Origin of the sequence: Vibrio sinus, assembly GCF_023634645.1 — a bacterium.
Classification (GTDB): domain Bacteria; phylum Pseudomonadota; class Gammaproteobacteria; order Enterobacterales; family Vibrionaceae; genus Vibrio; species Vibrio sinus.
In genome coordinates this window covers 1-18,984 of sequence record NZ_JAMKMR010000037.1, presented here as the reverse complement: position 1 = coordinate 18,984, position 18,984 = coordinate 1, and the positions used below count along the sequence as shown (strand labels likewise).

Here is an 18,984-nt window from a genome sequence, read left to right as displayed (position 1 = left end):
ACAAATCTCATATTCAATAGGGCTGGAACCTTTTGGCGACGAGATACAAAAAAGCAGCCCCCTGCACCTAGAGTTGCATCCGTTTGGCAAGGGACCTGTGTTAGTCCATAACCAAATAACATTATTTGAAACCGCAGCCATTGCACGCTACTTAGATGATGTTTTTCCTGGCGTGTCACTGCAACCAGCATCGGTTTACCAACGTGCCATTGTTGATCAATGGTGCTCGGCCATATCCAGCTACGTTTACGACACATTGGTAAAGCATTTCCTACTCGAGTTGACTATGCCGAAAGGCAATAACGGAGAAATTCGTTGGACGCACATAGATAAAATCAAGCCGGAATTACAACGTATCTTTGCCATACTGCATAACCAGCTTAGCGAACAGGAATACTTTTGCTCTGAATACTACTCCATTGCTGACGCGTTACTGACTCCAATCCTTGATTATCTGCAAAAACTGCCGCACTGCGATGATCTTTTCCAACAATGGCCAAACTTATTGAGTTACATCAATAGAATGCAAGAACGTAACAACGCGAAAAATGTGCTGATTCCGCCAGATTTAAACTAGGGATTGCTTTAACTCCTATTGGCTTTATTCATATGGCTTATCTGTGTATATTGGCCATCGAATAAGGTCAAAATAGGAACCACCATGCAAATCTACGGCTGTTGTGATTTAGTACGAGAGTTTTACGCCCAAATTGGCAGTGGCGATCAAGGCTATGTACCCCAAGCCATTTCCTGCGCGGTAAAAGCGTTAAATGACATTGCGTCAGATGACTCATTACCACGTGAAACAAGGGAAAAAGCTGCTTTTGCCGCTGCGAATTTGCTGATATCAGACTTTGAGGACAAATCATGAACTTGGCCAACTTTGAGACAATGGATGCCATCATGCTAATGAGTATCGTAAACATGAAGCTAAGAGATGACTTCAACGGAGATCTCGACAAACTCACCAATTTCTTTGATATCAGCAGGCAAGCCCTGGAGAAAAAACTCGCCGATGCCGGATTTGAATATTTGACCGATGTAGGGCAATTTCGCTAATAAAAACTGGCCCCAACTTACAACAATAAAAACTTAAAAGATTAATATATGAAAGCACCAACACTTTCCCATAGTTGGAACTTGTCTGTTGATGAAGCGACCAAATTACAAGATACCTTATCCCAAAAAGTAGATATGACTAATCCAGTCAATCAAATTGATTATGTGGCTGGCGTCGACGTAACCTACGACAAAAGAACAGATAACATCGTTTCGGTCGCTGTGGTCCTATGCACTAAAACGTTAGAGATGGTCGAGTATCAATCTTTTTCAGGACAGGCGACTTTTCCTTATATCCCAGGCCTTTTTTCTTTTCGTGAGCTGCCAATCCTTACCAAAGCAATTGATAAGTTGAAAATAACGCCAGATTTAATTATTTGCGATGCACAAGGCATTGCGCACCCAAGAGGCTTTGGACTCGCATGCCACTTGGGCCTTTTATATGACATACCCACTATTGGTTGTGCAAAGAATTTATTGCTGGGAGAATTTAACGAGGTAGGCAGCCACAAAGGCGATGCTGAATACATTAATCATAATGGAAAAGTAATAGGTGCTGCGCTAAGAACTAGAAGTAATGTTAAGCCCGTTTATGTGTCGATTGGACATAAAATTAACCTCGATAGTGCATGTCAGTGGGTGATGAAGTTAACAACGAAATATCGACTTCCTGAAACCACTCGATTATCAGATCAGATTTCTAGATCCATACTTAATAGCTCTCTTCCTAACGCTCATTAGAAAGTTAACGGTTAAAGTTAAAGAATACAGAAGGATTCGTTTATCCCTCTGTATTTACATACACTTTCATTAATCTTTACCACTCTTTACCGTCGTTTTTACGACTTTCCCGAAAGCTGAGTAATAGTTCATACGAATTAGGATCTTCATTAATATCGTATACTCCTTCTACTGAGCCATCTATATGGTAATCCGTTTCTTTTAATACAATACCATATTCAGCGATTCTTTCTTTTTTGAGTTGACCATTCTCATACCAGAATCTACTTGTTCCATGTGGAGCGCCATTTTTAACTGACTGATCATAGGAAAGTTTTCCATTAGGGTACCAATGCTTTTCGTAGCCATGCGGTAAACCATTTTTGTATAATGTTTCATATTCTACTTGGCCATTTCCGTTTTCAAACAGTAAATAACCTACCCCAGTAAACCATTCCCCATCAAAAACAACCAAATCATCATCGTAATCAAATAAGTTCTCGTCAACACGCAATTTCTTAGTCATATAATGAAGAGTATAATTTTTGAATTTATAAATAACATCTTTTCTATAAGAAGCTCCAAGTCACTGGTAGTAATTTTTAAAACCAGTCACTATCTGACTATACTGTTAAAAACATCATCTATATTTCCAACCTCAAATCTATTAAAAATAAATTTCACCTCATTAAGAACCTCATCCTCAGATTGTTCTTCCCAAATATTTTCTATTACTAATGACATAGTGTCCTTCATTAGATCATTCCAAGTTGAATACCTTGATTCGATAGTGCCATCCCAATAGAAACAAAAATAGTCGTCATTTAGCTTGTCGTAAGAAAAGATCAAGTTACCATTAGTATCTGCCCAAAGTGGTAAGACAGATTCAAAGCCATATGCGTTTTGTTCATCTAGTGTCAAGTCATAATACATAGGTGCGGAAAAATAGTTCACTAATGACGAGGGAATATTTCCTGCTATTATATCAACCACAATATCAGGTAGATTAAGGCCTTTTGCTACGACAATAGCCTTGTCTTTTGTTAGCCTAGCCATTGAGGAATCCCAATTATTTTAAGTTTTAATGGTAAAATTTTTGACTGTGGTGTATGTCCTTGTAATTTCCGCCCATAAGATATTCTACTTGTATATTACACCTCATAATACCATTCAATAAACTCATTAAATGATTTCCACGTAGGCTTGATTTTACCAGAGACGAAGTCATCCATAAGACTAAATTCAACATCGTAGACATGATCAGTTTTAATTTCATAAAAAAACGAACCTTCTCCTTCAATTGAGCTTAACTCAAGAAATGAGTTAGAAAAGCCAGGATATTCATCATCCCAGTATCCATCATTTTTCAACTCGACTATTTGGTCGAGATTATGTAGTTCGTCATACCTTCGAACTGGAAAATTCTGAATTTTGCTATAAAGAAAATAAAATGAAGAGTGGGGATCAATTTTAATAGCACTTAAAGCTTCAATAGCTTGTTCCTGTGTAAGGATCATTGAATCGAAACTAAATTTTGGTATGTTCGCACCACTTTTACGAACGCTTTTTAACAGGCGATCAAATTCGCTTTTATTTTTTGGCATTTGTTCGTCTTTTAACAAATCCAACACTTTTCTATTTATCATTTTTTTGTTCCATTATTTTTTCAATCTTATTAATTCTATCGGACCAATAATTCTTTCGATCTATGTCAAAAGGCTTTCTGTCCACCGGGTAGTTTGGGTGCTGAGACTTCTTGGGCCCAAACCCTGGCCCATTCAGAGCGCGACCTCGTTTAGTTTTATATGGATGTAAAGCTTCACCTCCCCGGCTTGTTCTAGCTCTGTGTGCTTTATCACTAAGTTCAAATAGTGGTCCTCTAGCATTTTGCCTTGAGTGGTGTAAATGTAATTGAGAAAACTTCCCATTTTTATATACATATGGAGCGCCATTACTCGTCATTATTTCTCTGTTAGTTTTACCGCGCCGAGGAATAAAGAGATCTGGATCAATTTCTTGTTGGTGAACTTTGTATGTTATGCCCGTACCAGAATCAGGTGCTTTATATTCTATGCTATCTCTAAAGTATTTATTGTCTTCCTTACACTTCAACCCAAGCGGATCAACCCAGTTAATCGGGTTAACACCGTAAAGGTAAGCGTTGTTGCCCCCTTCAAGCCCTAGTGGGTCTTGGCTGAGATAGCGGCCGAGTTTGGGATTGTAATAGCGATGGCGGTTGTAGTGAAGCCCTGTTTCGTCATCGTAATACTGACCTTGAAAGCGCAGGTTGTTTTCAATGCTGTCAACGTGCTTGCACACCACTGAACCGTAGGCGCGATATTGTACCGACCACACGATGTTGCCATCACTGTCGGTCAGCTCTCTAGGAGTTCCGATGTGATCCAGTTGATAGTGATAGACTTGCCCTTCCACCACTTGAGCTAACGGCCGGAAGGTGTTCGGCTCATGAAGATACAGTTTACTGCGCTCTCCTTGCCTTTCTTGGAGAAGCACATCGCCATCCCAGATGAACTGGGTGTCGCCTTTTTCGCTCCGTTTGGCAATCCGCCGACCTAACGCGTCGTATTGAAAATGTACCTGCTTTCCATTACGAGCCATTCGCACCAATTGCTGCTTGCCATCATATTGATAACGCACGGTGGTGTTGGGGCTGTGCTCACTCAGCAGTGAACCAAAGGCGTCGTAGTCGTAGCGAGTGTGACCATAACCGAGCAAGCGGTTTTGTTTGACTTCGGTAGTCCCGGGGTGATGCTGCCCATCACTGAGCAGGTTACCTGCGGGGTCGTAGACAAAGTGCTCAACCACTGGCCCAGAGACATGAGTCAGCCTATCGGCTCGGTCATAAAAGAATTGACTCAGACCATGGCGAGCATCACGTATCGAGCGCAGCGCGCCATTGGCGTAGTAACCATACTCTCGCCCTATCGTTAAGGTGTTGTGTTTTATCGCCTTGTGGGAGGTTAAGCGAGACTGGGCATCATAGCGGTATTGACTCAGCAATTGGCCTTGACGGCGCTGGGTTTCTCGACCTAAAGCATCATAACCATGTTGGGAGATACGCTGACCGTTCAGTCTGGTTTCTGTCAGCTGTGAGCCTTTGCCATAACCGTATTCGATGTGTTGGCCGTCTGGAGTGTTCGTGGCAATCCGGTTACCCATGGCATCGTATTGATGCGTGAGGGTGTAGCCGTTTTGGCTTTCACTGAGCAGCTCGCCATTCGCGCCATAGAGAAACTCAACCTTAGCATCGTCGTTTTCAGCCAGCGTCAGTTGGCCTTGATGGTCGTAAGCGAAGTGCTCTCGCGCGCCATCCGGCAAATGCTTTTCCAGCAGTTGCCCCAACGCATCACGTTTAAATCGAGTGATCGCCCCCGGACCTTGCTGCGCAAATTTTTGATGCGCGACTAACAGCTGACCCGCTGGGCTGTATTCATACGCTTGGATACGGCCATCAAAGCCAACCTCTTGGATGAGTCGCTCTTGCTCATCGTATTCAAAATGATAGTGCTCACCTTGCTCATTGGTCAGCCCTATCAAGTTTCGCTCTGCATCATAACGATAGTGAAGCGCATTGCCCTCGGCATCAATCCGCTTGGTGATTTGCGCCAAGCCATCGGCGTATTCGTACGAGGTAGTGCGACGGTCTTGGTCGGTCACGCTCAGAAGCCTATCGCTGGCATCCCATTGCAACTGTTGCGTGCCACCATCTGCCAATTGGATACGGGTTGGGCGGCCTAACTCATCATACTGGTACTGATTGGCTCGGCCATCGGCTTGTTGGATGTGCGTGATTCGGCCTTCCATATCATAGCAATAACGTTGCCAGCCGCCAGTGGGCAACGACTCGGCCACCAAGTCACCATATTGGTTCCACAGCAAGCGCTGCTGCGTGCCATCTGGGGCCGTGATTTGGGTGGGATAGCCTAATTCATTGTATTGATATTGCGTGATATGGCCTTGCGCATCTTGCGCATGGGTAAGTAAACCATGGTCATCAAAGTGTCGGCGTGATTGATGGCCTTCACTGTCGGTCAACTCGGTAGGATTACCGTTGTCGTCGTAACCGATGTGAGTGGTGCGGCCCAGGGCATCGGTCTGGCGAAGCAGGTTGCCTTGTTCATCAAAGCAGGTATGAGTGGTGTGACCGTCCGCATCGGTCAGGGTCGTGAGTTGACCGTGCTCATCGTAACCTCGGTGCTCTGTCGCCCCATCAGGAAAAATCGTAGTGATGAGCTGACCGCTGTCGTTATGCACATAGGTGGTCGTGAGGCCGCGTCCATCGGTGGCATGGCAACGATGATGCTCTGGCTCCCATTCAAAACGATAGTCGTAATGACCATTATCCCCGTAACTTCTTAAGCAGCGAGCGTGCTCATCTTGGCCATCCCATTCAAAATGAAATTGATAACCGCTGGCGAGAGTTCTTTTAGTAATCAGGTGATGGGCGTAACCATAGTCCTCACCATGGCCCAGCCGGTTGCGCGTGGCAATTAAATCGCCTTGTCCATCGTATTGGTACTGCATAACTGCAGGCAGGGTCTGCCACGAAGCTTCACCGTCCTCCACCATCAAATGGATAGGCGCAATACTGGCTACCTTGCTGCCATACCATGTGAGCGCGATACCGCGCCCCCAGCTGCCTTCTAATCGAATCAGCCGTCCCTCACGATAGTGATAAGACAGGGCATTACCCAAGGAGTCTTGTAGTCGCTGGGCCCGCCAGCGCTCACCATGCAAAGTAAAGAGCTGCATTAGCCCCGATGGCAGGGTGACAGCAATAGCGGGTTGCTCGTCGAGCTCGGTTCGATAGGCACTGACGCCTTCTCGGGTATTACGGGTCACGCTTTGCCAAGGGATGGGCAGTTCAATGGTTCGCCCCTCGGCGTCTGAGTAATGCAGACGGTCATCGCGCACGGTCAGCGATTCATCCAGCGGCGAGCTCCAACCATAACCCTGTGATGAGTCACTCTGACTACTGGCGGTTCGATAGGTGCGCTGCCAACGAAAGTCGATGGGGCCTGACAGCTGATAATCGATAAAACTCAGCAGCTCTTCACCAGAGAAGGTACTGACGGGCTCCCCGGCCGTGCTGCATTTGGCGTTGGGCTCAGAAGGCTCCCCGGTTTTCGTTTTCCCAGGCTCTGAGGTATGTTCCGTCGCTTTGCCCTCGAGTTTGGCGGATTTGGGCTCAAACACCTTAGGCTCAGGCGCTTTACTGATGAGACGCTCTCCCGGCTTTAAGGTTACTTCGCGCGCTCGATGGGATTGAATCACCGCGTCAGCCGCTTCAATGAACACATCACTGAGCTCACTCATGAGCTTAATCGGCACCCCATAAAACGCCCCCGAGGCCACATGTCCTGCCGAATTAGCCGCTTTCACCGCCTCCGCCGCTTCGGCACTGATGGCGGAAACCTCAGCACCAGAGGCCAATGCCGTTGCGCCATCGGTCAGGGCGCCCAGCAATATCGTACTCACCCAACCGCCAATAATCTTCGCGCCTTGCTCCACATCATAAGCGGGGTATTTGGCAAGCACCGCTTGGATACGATGAGCAAAGTCGCTCAGCATCTCACTGAACTCGGCGTCGTGTCGCAACCAATTGAGCATGACGTAATCGTGTTGCAGCGTATCAGGCAGGTGACTCAACGCCTCTTTGACGTATTGCGTTTTTTCGACCACCCAATGCGGCGCTTGCTCGAGTTTTGTACCTAACGCATTCAGTTTGTCGGCGGTGTCTTGATACATCGCCGAATACCCTTTAGCGAACTCCTTTTTAGTGGCATCGTACATGTCCTCCGTGGCCGATACGCCTTGCTCAACCAGCTCCGCTATCGACTTCGCCCCGCCGTAAATCGCCTCCCACGCCCCTTTCGCCATGGAGGTGGCCGCTTCCTCAGCGTACCCCACCTTGCGTCCCAGAGCGCTGGTATGGGCGAGATCAAACTGGGCTTGTGTCTTGGCGCCTTGCTTTTCCACGGCGGCAACGATTTTCTCAATGAGCGGCTCCGCTCGTTGTTTTAACGCAGCCAGTCGGGCTTTGAGTTGAGTCGGGTCGTCGCCAAAACGCACTGTCACCGGTTGACTCAGGTGCGTCTTTCTGACTTTACCCTCGCTGTCCGTAACGCCGGTTTCTCCCGTTTCCATCACGGTGTAAGGCGCCCCGGTGACGGGCTCATCAAAGGCATTGTGATACACCACGTGCGCATTGTGCTCTGCGGGCACTTTGGTCAAATTGACAATAGGAATCGCTTGACTCAGTGAGTCCATCTCTGTGATGGCATACAGGGTGCGATTGGGTAACATCGCCGATGATGAGCGATACACGCAGTTCAGCGCTTGGTGATACGTTTGCGGGCTTTGAGCTGGCGCGCCCATCGGCTTGGAGGCTGGCGGGGGCGCTTTGAGCGGCGCTTCTACTTGAAGCGTGTCGCCCACTTTCAATGACGACGGGTCTTGATGAAATGCTGAGTTAAACGAGAGCAACTCAGAGGGCGTCACGTTATAGTGATGAGCGATGGCCGACCACGTTTCTCGCTCCCCCGTTTTGGGGTCTGTCCCGACCGTGTGCGTGTTCGGGCTCACTGGCTCTGGCGGCTTGGGCTTTGATTGTGGTACAGGCAGCACGGGCGATTTGATGGCGGCCAACACACTAGGAATATCGAGCTTGACGCCATGCTCACCTAACCAGGCGTCACTGGCTCCATGCAACTCGTCTTCGGTGATTTGCTGCTCAAGGTAGACCAAATATTGGTTATCCACCACCTGACCATCCTGCTTCCAATACACCAGGATGGCATTTTGAAAAAAGCGGTAGCGCTGCTCATCATTCAGCTGCTCTGGCGTGCTGCGCGTGCCATAGAACCGGCCCATCTTCCCAGGCGCAATTTTATACTCTTGCACCAAAGCACCGCTAGCAAAGTGATAAAAATAGCCCTGCTTCGGCCAGCCCAACCAATTGTCCGATTGCAATGCAGGCATCACCGCGATAAAGCCATCTTGCGCGACGGTGGTGCCTCTCTTACCCAGCTTGACGGGCGAGGTAGGGGAAACGCACAAGGCCGCCGACATGATGTCCGCTCGTAAAGATTTGGGCTCATCAAAGGCCGCATAAGTGGTCAATACGTTGCCTTGTTCAGTCGGCAAAGCATTCCAACCACGCAATTTAGCTTCGGATTTCGTTTTGGCTAACGCAAAACAACACCCCACGTGCCGTTGTACCGTTTCCTCCGAGCATGAAAGCTCAAAGCAATACTCATATTTGCGCTCGGGTGGCGCGTCAGAATAATCGAGTTTAGGCGGAGGTGGGATATAAGGCGGCATAGGGGCCGGTGGATGCAAGTTGCCGTTGTTACTGGCTGTATATGCACTGGGAGAGGCTTGGATTTGAGTGCGCGCCAATATTGCTTGCTGAGCCTCAGGCTCGATTAAGCCTTCCGTTTCTGGGTTAAGCACCCAACGGCTCACACCAAACTCGTCTTTCTCTTTAGTCAATAACGGCACCACAGGAAAGTCATGGAGTAAGGCATAATCGCCTTGCTGCACCTGCTGTATCAGTTGCTCCACGCTCAGATTAGTGGGCAAAAACGGCTTGAGCGCGCCCTCATCCAAGTTATTGATACTGCCTTCCACCGAGCCAAACTCATGGACCATCAAATCACGAACAGGAACCGCTTTGTAACTCACTGACGTTAGCCTTTTTGATATGCGTATTATTGTGCAGGCGATACTAGCAAAGGCTTGAAAGCTAAGGAATCATTGCCAGGAAATATCAAATTGATTGAATAATATCTCGGCAAACTTCGCTTGGTTTGGCATCAGTTGTGGGTTATTTGGGCAATGGGGAGCTTTTCTGACTATCGACAAGGACTTATTCAATCCAGTCTTAAATACAATAAAGCCGCAGTTTTTACACTGCGGCTTTGGCTTTAGTTTGCGCTGGAAAGCTATTGCTTAGCCAATATTCTTACGGGCATTTTGGAACATTCTCATCCATGCGCCGTTTTCACCCCAACCTTCAGGTGCCCACGAGTTTGCTACCGTGCGGAATACTCGCTCTGGGTGTGGCATCATGATGGTGACGCGGCCATCTGTGGTTGTTAAACCTGTGATGGCATTCGGTGAGCCATTCGGGTTGTTCGGATACTGCTGCGTCGCGTGGCCGTGATTATCGACAAAACGTAGCGCGACGGTGCCCGAGTTTTCAATCGAGGCTAGGTGCTCACTATCGCGAACTTCAACTCGGCCTTCACCATGAGAAACCGCGATTGGCATGCGTGAATTCGTCATACCGTTGAAGAATACCGAATCCGACTGTTGAACTTCCACTAAGCTAAAGCGAGCTTCAAAACGCTCCGATTCATTACGCACGAATCGAGGCCACAGATCTGCCCCGGGGATGAGCTCTTTCAAATTAGACAGCATCTGACAGCCATTACATACCCCTAAAGAGAAAGTATCGTTACGCTTGAAAAAGCGCTCAAACTGTTCGCGTGCGTGAGCGTTGAATAGGACAGATTTCGCCCAACCTTCACCTGCGCCAAGTACGTCACCGTAGGAGAAGCCTCCGCAAGCCACTAAGCCGTTAAACTCATCAAGCGCCGTCTGCCCTGTTAAAATATCGCTCATATGGACATCAACAGATTCAAAACCTGCCCTGTCAAACGCAGCCGCCATCTCAACGTGAGAGTTCACGCCCTGCTCACGCAAAATCGCCATTTTTGGCTTCGCTCCCTTGATGATATAAGGCGCTGCGATATCTTCGTTTACATCATAGCTAAGCGATACGTTTAATCCCGGATCAGAATTGTCTTTCTTCGCTTCAAATTCTTGCTCAGCACATACTGGGTTGTCGCGTAGTGATTGCATTTTATGCGTGGTTTCTGCCCAGATGGTGCGCAGCTCGGTACGAGAACGGCTTAGCACCTCAGTGCTACCAGAAGTAATGACAAACTCATCGGAATCTTCTACCTGACCGATAATATGTGTGCAGTTTTCTAGGCCTTGCTCTGCAAGTACTGCCATCACTGCATCAAGGTGGTCACTTTGAACCTGAACCACAGCGCCAAGCTCTTCGTTAAACAGCGCAGCTAATGTGTCTTCACCTAAGGCTTCGATATTTGCTTTCACGCCGCAGTGGCCAGCAAACGCCATCTCAGCAAGTGTCACTAATAATCCGCCATCGCCTTTGTCATGATAAGCCAATAGTTTGTCATCACGCACTAAGGTTTGCATGGCATTGAAGAAGCCCTTGAGATGCTCAGCGTTATCGACATCGGCTGGCTTATCACCAAGCTGCTTGTAAACCTGCGCGAGCGCCGTAGCGCCCAAGCGATTTTTACCGCTACCCAAGTCGACAAGAACTAAGTGAGTTTCACCTTTATCTGTGCGCAACTGAGGCGTGACCGTCTTCCGAACATCTTCAACACGACCAAATGCGGTGATCACCAGAGAAAGTGGTGAGGTCACTTCTTTGTTCTCACCGTTATCTTGCCATTTGGTTTTCATCGACATTGAGTCTTTACCCACAGGGATGGTCAAACCCAGCGCCGGACAAAGCTCTTCACCCACTGCTTTGACGGCTTCGTAAAGACCTGCATCTTCTCCTGGGTGACCCGCAGGCGACATCCAGTTCGCAGACAATTTAATGTGCTTGATGTCGCCAATATCGGTCGCCGCGATGTTGGTTAACGACTCCCCTACTGCCAATCGAGCAGAAGCGCCAAAATCGAGCAAAGCAACGGGGGTACGTTCACCCATAGACATTGCTTCACCGTAGTAAGAATCATAGCTGGCCGCTGTGACCGCGCAGTTAGCGACTGGAACCTGCCACGGGCCGACCATTTGATCGCGAGCGACCAAACCAGTTACGGTGCGATCGCCAATGGTGATAAGGAAGGTTTTCTCTGCCACGGTCGGAAGACGCAGCACGCGATCGACCGCTTGATTAATTTCGATACCTGAACGATCTATCGCCGGGCTGTCTACTTTTAATGTGTTCGCTTCACGGCTCATCTTAGGCGGTTTGCCTAATAGAATATCCATAGGCATATCAATGGGCGTATTCTCAAAGTGAGAATCTTCTAGCGTCAAATGACGCTCTTGAGTCGCCTCACCCACCACAGCATAAGGTGCTCTCTCACGCTTACAGATGGCATCAAATTGCGGCATGTTTTCTGTTGCGACAGCTAACACATAACGCTCTTGTGATTCATTACACCAAATCTCAAGTGGACTCATGCCAGGTTCATCATTTGGCACATCACGCAATTGGAATTTGCCACCGCGCTCTCCATCATCAACCAGTTCAGGTAAAGCATTGGAAATACCGCCCGCACCAACATCGTGAATAAAGGCAATAGGGTTGTCATCACCGAGTTGCCAGCAGCGATCGATCACTTCCTGACAGCGTCGCTCCATTTCTGGGTTCTCACGCTGCACTGAAGCAAAGTCGAGATCTTCAGCAGATTGACCAGAAGCCATGGAAGAGGCCGCGCCACCACCGAGGCCAATGTTCATGGCAGGGCCACCCAATACAATCAGTTTTGCGCCAACGGGGATCTCTTTTTTCTGTACATGCTCATCACGAATATTGCCCATACCGCCAGCTATCATGATTGGCTTGTGGTAACCGCGCACTTCTTCACCAGCATGTGAAGTGACTTTTTCTTCGTAAGTACGGAAATAGCCCAATAAGTTCGGACGACCAAATTCATTGTTAAAGGCAGCGCCACCAAGTGGACCTTCAAGCATGATATCTAATGCATTAACGATGCGGCCTGGCTTACCAAAATCGGTTTCCCACGGCTGGACAAAGTTGGGGATGCGCAAGTTAGATGTGGTAAAACCAACTAAACCCGCTTTTGGCTTGCCGCCGATCCCTGTTGCGCCTTCATCACGAATTTCGCCGCCCGATCCGGTTGAAGCACCAGGCCAAGGAGAAATAGCGGTAGGATGGTTATGGGTTTCTACCTTCATCAAGATGTGTGCGTCTTCTTGATGGTAGTTATATTGACGTGACTCTGGATCAGGGAAGAATCGGCCAACATTCGAACCAGTCATGACCGCAGCATTATCTTTGTAAGCAGACAGTACATGGTCTGGGGTCGTCTCATAGGTATTCTTAATCATTTTAAACAGAGACTTATCTTGTTTAACCCCATCAATGGTCCAATCTGCATTAAAGATTTTGTGTCGGCAGTGCTCCGAGTTGGCCTGAGCAAACATCATGAGTTCGATGTCATTAGGGTTTCGCTCAAGTTTGGTGAAGTTTTCCACCAAATAATCAATTTCATCTTCGGCTAGCGCCAAGCCAAGGGAAACGTTTGCTTCCTCAAGCGCCTTTCGGCCGCCAGTTAAGATATCAACATGCGCAACCGGGGCAGGCTCCGCCACCTTGAACAACGCGTGAGCCGATTCAAAATCACTCATTACTGATTCCATCATGCGATCATGGATCAGAGATTTAACGGTTGTCACTTGCTCTTCTGATAATTCAGTAGAAGACTCTATATAGTAAGCGGTGCCTCGCTCTAGACGTTTGACTTTAGCAAGGCCACAATTATGAGCGATGTCTGTTGATTTAGAAGACCAAGGAGAAATGGTACCTGGGCGAGGAGTGACTAGAAGCAATAAACCTGTTGGCTCATGCTCATCGATTGTCGGGCCATAGGTTAACAGCTTTTCCAATCTCTCGATCTCAGCATGATCAAGGTCTGCATTTAGATCAGCAAAGTGCATAAACTCTGCGTACATGCCAGTTACTGGCAATTGATGTTCACGACAAAGTTCTAGTAGTTTATTAACACGAAACTCTGATAGAGCTGGGGAGCCACGCAAAATTCTCATGTGCTTAGGTCTCTTATGCAGTTGATTAAGGTGATATGGGTATAAACTCAATACGTTACACTTATGGAAATCAAGCTTATGCCGATAACACCTTTAGATTTCGAGCGCATTATAAAGGATTTAGTTAGGTGATGTAACAACTAAAGCAACCGTTTGCGTCATTTTTTTCTATGCTATTTGACGAAAGTTTAATGAAAAGGAGTTCAAGGAAATGAAAAGCCCAACATGGAGCCTAATTTACCATTCGCTATCACTTTGATATAAATATAGATACCAGAATAGTTTTTGGGAGAAGTTGTTTAGCTACAAGTAGTATGAGAAAAACCGTTAATGCATAAATTTTGTTTTCATCGCATCAAAAACACGTTTGCGATTGCCACCATTTCGTTGCTGCTAGCAGGGTGCCAAATCGAGTCAAAGCCGAAAAGTGAGCTAGACCAAATTCGCGAGCGTGGCATATTGCGCGTCGGTACGCTAAACAACCAGATCTCATACTATATCGGTCCAGATGGCCCTGCGGGTGTTGATTACGAGCTTGCGAGAGAATTTGCTAATGAATTGGGCGTCAAATTAGAAATGAAACCCGCCTATCGCGTTTCTACCCTATACCCAGCTCTTAAGCATGGTGATATTGATATTATCGCTGCGGGTATCAGCCCTTCAGAAGAGCGCTTAAAACAATTTCGTGCCGGACCTGCCTACTATTATGTCAGCCAACAATTGGTTTATCGAAAAGGCGGTTGGAAGCCAAGAAGTATAAAAGACTTGATTGCCAAACAAGATGCGCTGATAAAGAAAAACGACGACAAGCCAATCTTTGAAGTCGTCGGCGATTCTCACTTCAACAGCACCTTAACCAATATTCAAAAACAGCATCCAAAGCTGAAATTCATCGCTGAAAAACAAGCCGATGTGAATGAGCTGCTAAAAAAAGTCTCAGAGGGGAGCATTGATTTCACGGTTGCAGACTCAGTTGAGCTTTCCTTATCTCAGCGTATTCATCCAAACCTTGCCTCTGCATTTGAACTTACCGAAGATCAGCCAATTTCATGGTATTTGCGCCGCTCAGACGATGAGAGCTTATACGCTTTAATGATCGAGTTTTTTGGCAACCTTAAACAATCGGGTCAACTCGCCACTTTAGAAGAGAAGTACATCGGCCATATCAATACGTTTGATTATGTCGATACACGTGCTTTTATTCGGGCATTGGATGTGAAATTACCCAAGTGGGAGCCGATTTTTAAAGAATTCGCTGGCAACTTTGACTGGCGACTTATCGCCGCCATCGCGTATCAAGAATCCCATTGGAACCCTAGAGCGGTGTCTCCAACTGGGGTACGTGGCATGATGATGTTGACGTTACCTACCGCAAAAAGTGTTGGCGTCACCAATCGACTCAATCCCGAACAATCGGTGCGAGGCGGTGTTGAATACCTGCGCAGAATGGTGCAAAGAGTCCCTGACAGCATCAACGACCACGAAAAGATTTGGTTTGCACTTGCCTCCTATAACATGGGCTTTGGCCACATGATGGATGCACGACGACTCACCAAGCTGCAAGGTGGCAATCCAGATGCTTGGAGTGATGTGAAAGACCGCTTGCCGCTACTCAAACAGAAGAAATATTACAGTCGTACCCGTTATGGCTACGCGCGCGGTGACGAAGCCAGAGGTTATGTAGAAAACATTAGGCGCTATTATCAAAGCATCATCGGTTATGTTGACCAAAGCTATACCGTAGCCTCCCCCTCTGATACCAACGTAGATGATATTAAAGTCATCCAGCCCCCAGAACTTGCCACCTCCGGGGCCGCTGCCGCTGTTTCATCAGCAGAAACGACCAATACATCACAAAAAGGCAGTAAATAAAAACATTTAAAATGGCTTCACATACGGTTTAAAACTGTATAAAATTAGCGCAATTCCACGTAAATAGCGGAAACTCCTTCCGCATGTCATACGCTGGTAACATTCCAAAGATATACAGTCATAGCACTCAGTAACATTCGCTGGGTGTGTGATTTGTTGTAAAAAAGAGGTTGTAGTATGAAACGCACACTGCGCTCGAAACGCCTCAGCCAAACTGCCTCCGCCAATAGGCGTAAACGCATGTTAGCAAATAACAAGAAAAAAGTTATTTGGCGAAATCGAGCTTATAAACAATTTGTCGCCGCTTAGGTGAGACAAACCAAGAATGCAAGCATCTGATTGACAGATGTTTGCTTAACCCCTTCACTTCTCTTCTTTCTTCTTCTGTTTTATTTCTTTACGACGACGTTTAAAAAAGGCTTGTAACGTTTCCCTACATTCGTGCTCCATTAAACCGCCTTCGACGTCGGCATAGTGATAAGCAGCTTGGCTATCGAACAAGTTCAACACGCTTCCTGCTGCCCCTGCTTTTTGATCATAAGCACCAAATACCACACGTTTCACTCGGCTATGTAAAATAGCGCCCGCACACATAGGGCAAGGCTCTAGTGTCACATACAATGTGGTATCAAGTAGACGATAATTCTCAAGCGATTCACCCGCTTTACGCAAGGTTTGTATTTCAGCGTGCGCCGTTGCATCATGGCTAATGATAGAGCGGTTCCACCCCTCAGAAATAACGACACCATCTTTGACTAAGACTGCACCAACAGGCACTTCCCCTTCATCTTCAGCGCTTTTTGCCAGCTCCAACGCCCGTCGCATAAATTGTCGATCTTGTTCAGAAAATGAATCCTGCGCCATAGTTGTCTTTATCGCCTCACACTAATCGTTATCTGCCGTATGCTACCATATCCGTTAATCAAACTCGCTATATTGACTAAGGTAAGTTTGCAGCATCACTTGCTGTGGTTTGCTAAACCTATCGCTCCAACTCACAGTGACTATGATGTGTTTTAAACTTGGCAAAGGCGCCACACTGGTTACCTTCCACACCATGAGATATGTCTCGCCAATTTGCTCTTTGCCAGACACAATATCCTGTTTAAAGCTAGCCACGGGTATGGATGACTTTTCCTGATCTGCACCACGAGTTCGAAACCACTCCAACTTGGCTTCCGCCAAATTTAGCGCTTGTATACTCGCACTTGTCCAGTCGGCACTTTTTTCAGCATAAAGCTGGAGTTTAACTAAAGATAAAGTGCCCAAACTTAATATGAACAGTGCGGTCATGACATCAATAAAGGTTAAGCCAAGTGCTTTAGCTCTAAGGTTAGTGAAATAAACACAATCAATGTTCATACCAACTTCCAGCTCGCCAACTTACTTTAATCTCTTCCCCCTGAACGCTTACCAATACCAGCTCACGAGAGAGTGATACATAACCACTTATTGAATGAAGGCGAAAATGGCCATCCCCCAGCTCTTCGAGCGATAACGGATTGCCTGTAATTGGTTGACAAAAAGAAGGACTGCCCCATGGATTGTGAGTGGTTTTTATGTAGGCAAACATGCACTCCAAACCACTTTCAGCTTGCCAAACACTGCTGCGATAGCTCTGCTCATTTTGAATTTGCTTCATATGAAAAAATACGTTTTTGTATAGTGCCAAAACTAGAATAAACGTCGCGCCAAGCAGTAAGCTAGTGACCAATAACGTAGTAAAACCCCTACTGTGCACCAACACCATTAATTCCTTAGTAGCAGTTGAATGGCCCCAGAGGCTGATCTATTTGGCTCAGCAATTAGCGATACGGTCGCCGTGACATGAAGATACTGACTGACCCAATCTGTATTTGCTATTTTGTCTGAAGATACGACAAAACTATCGACACTAATGATGTTGGAATCAAACAGCGAGTAGCACACGCCGCTTACACCAGATGTGATGGCTTGCTGAAAAGTGAGAGGAGCGGCAGATGTTTTTTCACAGTATTTTAAACGGGCAGGCTTAGTGGTTGATTGATAACGATAAGCAATATTTCTAAAGGCTTTCTCACCGCTTGGCGCAATACGATACGAGTAAGCAAGTGAGCTGGGAGAGCTTTGGCTCACAATGATTGAGGATTCTCCATGTAGGGTGATTCTCTTACCTTCTATACCATCATAGCCAGCGCGCTGCGCATCTTGCTTAAATTGCATCATCAATGCCACCACCTTTTGTTGCAAAAGCATTTGTTTAGTCCGGTATGAGGCGTGCCTATTACTCTGGACAAATAAGTGAGTTACAGCGCCTAAAATCACCACTCCAATTACTGAAGAGACCAACAGTTCAATGGAGATTGAGCCTGTATACCTAGCAATCGGAGTAACCATACGCACGGCTAGATAACGAGCATAAACGAATTCTTCCCGCACCATAAGATGTGATCAGCTTGAGCCTTTTGTCAGGGTGCAACTTGGAATAAAACATCAGATGGCCACTACTGACCTTGCCTCTTTTTGGGTAAAACTTGATTTGATTGCCAGGATAAGTCATTTCCATCGTCAATTGAGCAAATGATTGGCTCGATAGACTCGCGAGAACGCTGACTGACGAAGGATCACTTGCTATAAGTATCAACTGCCAACCAATGGAACTATCGCCTACTATAGGTTGCACTTTTAATAGCAGCTCTTTGTTTCGGTAGACAGCTTCTGACTTGGCAAGATCAACCAAGCCAAGCAGCTCAGAGCTAAACCGATGCATTTGTCGGCTATTGGCCAGATCCTGATAATTCGGTATCGCCCACGCCATTAAACTGGCTAGCAACACGAGTGCGATAACGCACTCAAGCAACGTAAAACCACGAGCCATCTCTCAAAACCCTTAGTATCACCTTGTTGATAGAAAATTCAGTCTGGGCCAACACTAGCATGTCATCGAAGATAGTCTGGATGCTGTTAAACAATTCATCGAGGATCTTCATGGTTATGCTTGAAAAAAATGCTCTAAGAATCGTAGGCGGAATGACATTGCTCGAATTATTAGTGGTGATCGCAATCATCAGCGCGTTAGCCAGCATCGCCTACCCAAGCTACACCCAATACATAAGGAAAAGCCATCGCCAACAGGCCATCTCAGACATGAATCGACTGCAACTGTATTTAGAGTCTCACTTTCAAAATGGCTACGATATAGAATCAGTGTCCGCGAACGGTCTGTGCACAGATTTTTGCGAAGTGAACAGAAAGCGTTACAAGATTAGTATTGCTGCAATGGATGCGGGCTACACGATAAAGGCTTTGCCACTGGGAGAGCTAGGGCAAAATCAAGATCAATGTGGAGGAGAGAGTTATTCGGCGTTAATGCTGAATCATTTAGGCGAGATGACGCCTAAAAGCTGCTGGTAACCGTTGTTGATAACCGTTGCTGATAGAAAAAAGGCCTGCAACAATGCAAGCCTTTTAAAAGTTCTAAGCGTT

At 46.7% G+C, this 18,984-nt stretch carries 17 protein-coding genes; 7 read left to right on the top strand and 10 right to left on the bottom strand.

Going from position 1 to position 18,984, the window contains the following annotated elements; genetic code table 11:
• From M9194_RS21155 to nfi, 4 genes are all read left to right on the top strand, one after another.
• A partial coding sequence (locus M9194_RS21155) for a glutathione S-transferase family protein (protein ID WP_250614693.1) occupies positions 1-577 on the top strand: 577 nt, incomplete at its 5' end.
• A gap of 84 nt (positions 578-661) precedes the next feature.
• Positions 662-871: a YaeP family protein gene (locus tag M9194_RS21150; RefSeq protein ID WP_250614692.1), complete on the top strand. Its 210-nt coding sequence runs from the start codon at positions 662-664 to the stop codon at positions 869-871.
• Positions 868-1,059, top strand: coding sequence for a DUF4250 domain-containing protein (locus M9194_RS21145; protein WP_250614691.1), 192 nt, complete (start codon positions 868-870; stop codon positions 1,057-1,059). The genes M9194_RS21150 and M9194_RS21145 overlap by 4 nt, the downstream gene beginning before the upstream one ends.
• A gap of 48 nt (positions 1,060-1,107) precedes the next feature.
• Positions 1,108-1,800 (top strand): deoxyribonuclease V, encoded by a 693-nt coding sequence (gene nfi / locus M9194_RS21140; RefSeq protein ID WP_250614690.1) that lies wholly within the window; start codon positions 1,108-1,110, stop codon positions 1,798-1,800.
• 76 nt (positions 1,801-1,876) lie between these two features.
• Here the strand turns inward: nfi and M9194_RS21135 are convergent, their stop codons facing one another.
• The 5 genes from M9194_RS21135 to purL all read right to left on the bottom strand — a co-directional run bounded on the left by M9194_RS21135 (position 1,877) and on the right by purL (position 13,647).
• Positions 1,877-2,305, bottom strand: a complete 429-nt coding sequence (locus tag M9194_RS21135; RefSeq protein WP_250614689.1) for a toxin-antitoxin system YwqK family antitoxin — start codon at positions 2,303-2,305, stop codon at positions 1,877-1,879.
• Between the two features lie 89 nt (positions 2,306-2,394).
• Positions 2,395-2,835 carry a hypothetical protein gene (locus M9194_RS21130; RefSeq protein WP_250614688.1) on the bottom strand — a complete coding sequence of 147 codons (441 nt, stop codon included), beginning with the start codon at positions 2,833-2,835 and terminating at the stop codon, positions 2,395-2,397.
• Between the two features lie 95 nt (positions 2,836-2,930).
• Positions 2,931-3,425: a hypothetical protein gene (locus M9194_RS21125; protein WP_250614687.1), complete on the bottom strand. Its 495-nt coding sequence runs from the start codon at positions 3,423-3,425 to the stop codon at positions 2,931-2,933.
• On the bottom strand, positions 3,415-9,486 hold the full coding sequence (locus tag M9194_RS21785) for an RHS repeat-associated core domain-containing protein (RefSeq protein ID WP_250614686.1): 6,072 nt from the start codon (positions 9,484-9,486) through the stop codon (positions 3,415-3,417). The genes M9194_RS21125 and M9194_RS21785 overlap by 11 nt, the downstream gene beginning before the upstream one ends.
• 267 nt (positions 9,487-9,753) lie before the next feature.
• Positions 9,754-13,647, bottom strand: a complete 3,894-nt coding sequence (purL, locus tag M9194_RS21115) for a phosphoribosylformylglycinamidine synthase (protein ID WP_250614685.1) — start codon at positions 13,645-13,647, stop codon at positions 9,754-9,756.
• A gap of 330 nt (positions 13,648-13,977) precedes the next feature.
• Here purL and mltF point away from each other — a divergent pair, with 330 nt between their 5' ends.
• Together mltF and M9194_RS21745 are read left to right on the top strand one after the other, a co-directional pair.
• On the top strand, positions 13,978-15,519 hold the full coding sequence (gene mltF, locus M9194_RS21110) for a membrane-bound lytic murein transglycosylase MltF (RefSeq protein WP_250614684.1): 1,542 nt from the start codon (positions 13,978-13,980) through the stop codon (positions 15,517-15,519).
• Positions 15,520-15,696: 177 nt separating this feature from the next.
• On the top strand, positions 15,697-15,828 hold the full coding sequence (locus tag M9194_RS21745) for a hypothetical protein (protein WP_284676672.1): 132 nt from the start codon (positions 15,697-15,699) through the stop codon (positions 15,826-15,828).
• A gap of 54 nt (positions 15,829-15,882) precedes the next feature.
• Here M9194_RS21745 and tadA read toward each other — a convergent pair whose 3' ends face one another.
• The 5 genes from tadA to M9194_RS21085 all read right to left on the bottom strand — a co-directional run bounded on the left by tadA (position 15,883) and on the right by M9194_RS21085 (position 18,376).
• On the bottom strand, positions 15,883-16,383 hold the full coding sequence (gene tadA, locus M9194_RS21105; RefSeq protein ID WP_250614683.1) for a tRNA adenosine(34) deaminase TadA: 501 nt from the start codon (positions 16,381-16,383) through the stop codon (positions 15,883-15,885).
• Between the two features lie 54 nt (positions 16,384-16,437).
• Complete coding sequence (locus M9194_RS21100) at positions 16,438-16,881, bottom strand: type IV pilus modification PilV family protein (RefSeq protein ID WP_250614682.1); 444 nt, start codon at positions 16,879-16,881, stop codon at positions 16,438-16,440.
• Positions 16,871-17,161, bottom strand: a complete 291-nt coding sequence (locus tag M9194_RS21095; protein WP_250614681.1) for a hypothetical protein — start codon at positions 17,159-17,161, stop codon at positions 16,871-16,873. The genes M9194_RS21100 and M9194_RS21095 overlap by 11 nt, the downstream gene beginning before the upstream one ends.
• A 107-nt stretch (positions 17,162-17,268) precedes the next feature.
• Positions 17,269-17,754: a hypothetical protein gene (locus M9194_RS21090; RefSeq protein ID WP_250614680.1), complete on the bottom strand. Its 486-nt coding sequence runs from the start codon at positions 17,752-17,754 to the stop codon at positions 17,269-17,271.
• Positions 17,755-17,875: 121 nt separating this feature from the next.
• Complete coding sequence (locus M9194_RS21085; protein ID WP_250614679.1) at positions 17,876-18,376, bottom strand: GspH/FimT family pseudopilin; 501 nt, start codon at positions 18,374-18,376, stop codon at positions 17,876-17,878.
• 116 nt (positions 18,377-18,492) lie between these two features.
• Here M9194_RS21085 and M9194_RS21740 point away from each other — a divergent pair, with 116 nt between their 5' ends.
• Positions 18,493-18,912 (top strand): type IV pilin protein, encoded by a 420-nt coding sequence (locus M9194_RS21740; RefSeq protein WP_284676671.1) that lies wholly within the window; start codon positions 18,493-18,495, stop codon positions 18,910-18,912.
• The last annotated feature ends 72 nt before the right edge of the window (positions 18,913-18,984 follow it).

Excerpts from the sequence above, each read along its gene's own strand:
- M9194_RS21150 (WP_250614692.1), top strand. The coding sequence starts at position 662 with ATGCAAATCTACGGCTGTTGTGATTTAGTACGAGAGTTTTACGCCCAA.
- M9194_RS21095 (WP_250614681.1), bottom strand. The coding sequence starts at position 17,161 with ATGAAGCAAATTCAAAATGAGCAGAGCTATCGCAGCAGTGTTTGGCAA.
- tadA (WP_250614683.1), bottom strand. The coding sequence starts at position 16,383 with ATGGCGCAGGATTCATTTTCTGAACAAGATCGACAATTTATGCGACGG.
- M9194_RS21090 (WP_250614680.1), bottom strand. The coding sequence starts at position 17,754 with ATGCTTTTGCAACAAAAGGTGGTGGCATTGATGATGCAATTTAAGCAA.
- nfi (WP_250614690.1), top strand. The coding sequence starts at position 1,108 with ATGAAAGCACCAACACTTTCCCATAGTTGGAACTTGTCTGTTGATGAA.
- mltF (WP_250614684.1), top strand. The coding sequence starts at position 13,978 with ATGCATAAATTTTGTTTTCATCGCATCAAAAACACGTTTGCGATTGCC.
- purL (WP_250614685.1), bottom strand. The coding sequence starts at position 13,647 with ATGAGAATTTTGCGTGGCTCCCCAGCTCTATCAGAGTTTCGTGTTAAT.
- M9194_RS21130 (WP_250614688.1), bottom strand. The coding sequence starts at position 2,835 with ATGGCTAGGCTAACAAAAGACAAGGCTATTGTCGTAGCAAAAGGCCTT.
- M9194_RS21085 (WP_250614679.1), bottom strand. The coding sequence starts at position 18,376 with ATGGCTCGTGGTTTTACGTTGCTTGAGTGCGTTATCGCACTCGTGTTG.
- M9194_RS21145 (WP_250614691.1), top strand. The coding sequence starts at position 868 with ATGAACTTGGCCAACTTTGAGACAATGGATGCCATCATGCTAATGAGT.
- M9194_RS21125 (WP_250614687.1), bottom strand. The coding sequence starts at position 3,425 with ATGATAAATAGAAAAGTGTTGGATTTGTTAAAAGACGAACAAATGCCA.
- M9194_RS21745 (WP_284676672.1), top strand. The coding sequence starts at position 15,697 with ATGAAACGCACACTGCGCTCGAAACGCCTCAGCCAAACTGCCTCCGCC.
- M9194_RS21740 (WP_284676671.1), top strand. The coding sequence starts at position 18,493 with ATGCTTGAAAAAAATGCTCTAAGAATCGTAGGCGGAATGACATTGCTC.
- M9194_RS21135 (WP_250614689.1), bottom strand. The coding sequence starts at position 2,305 with ATGACTAAGAAATTGCGTGTTGACGAGAACTTATTTGATTACGATGAT.
- M9194_RS21100 (WP_250614682.1), bottom strand. The coding sequence starts at position 16,881 with ATGAACATTGATTGTGTTTATTTCACTAACCTTAGAGCTAAAGCACTT.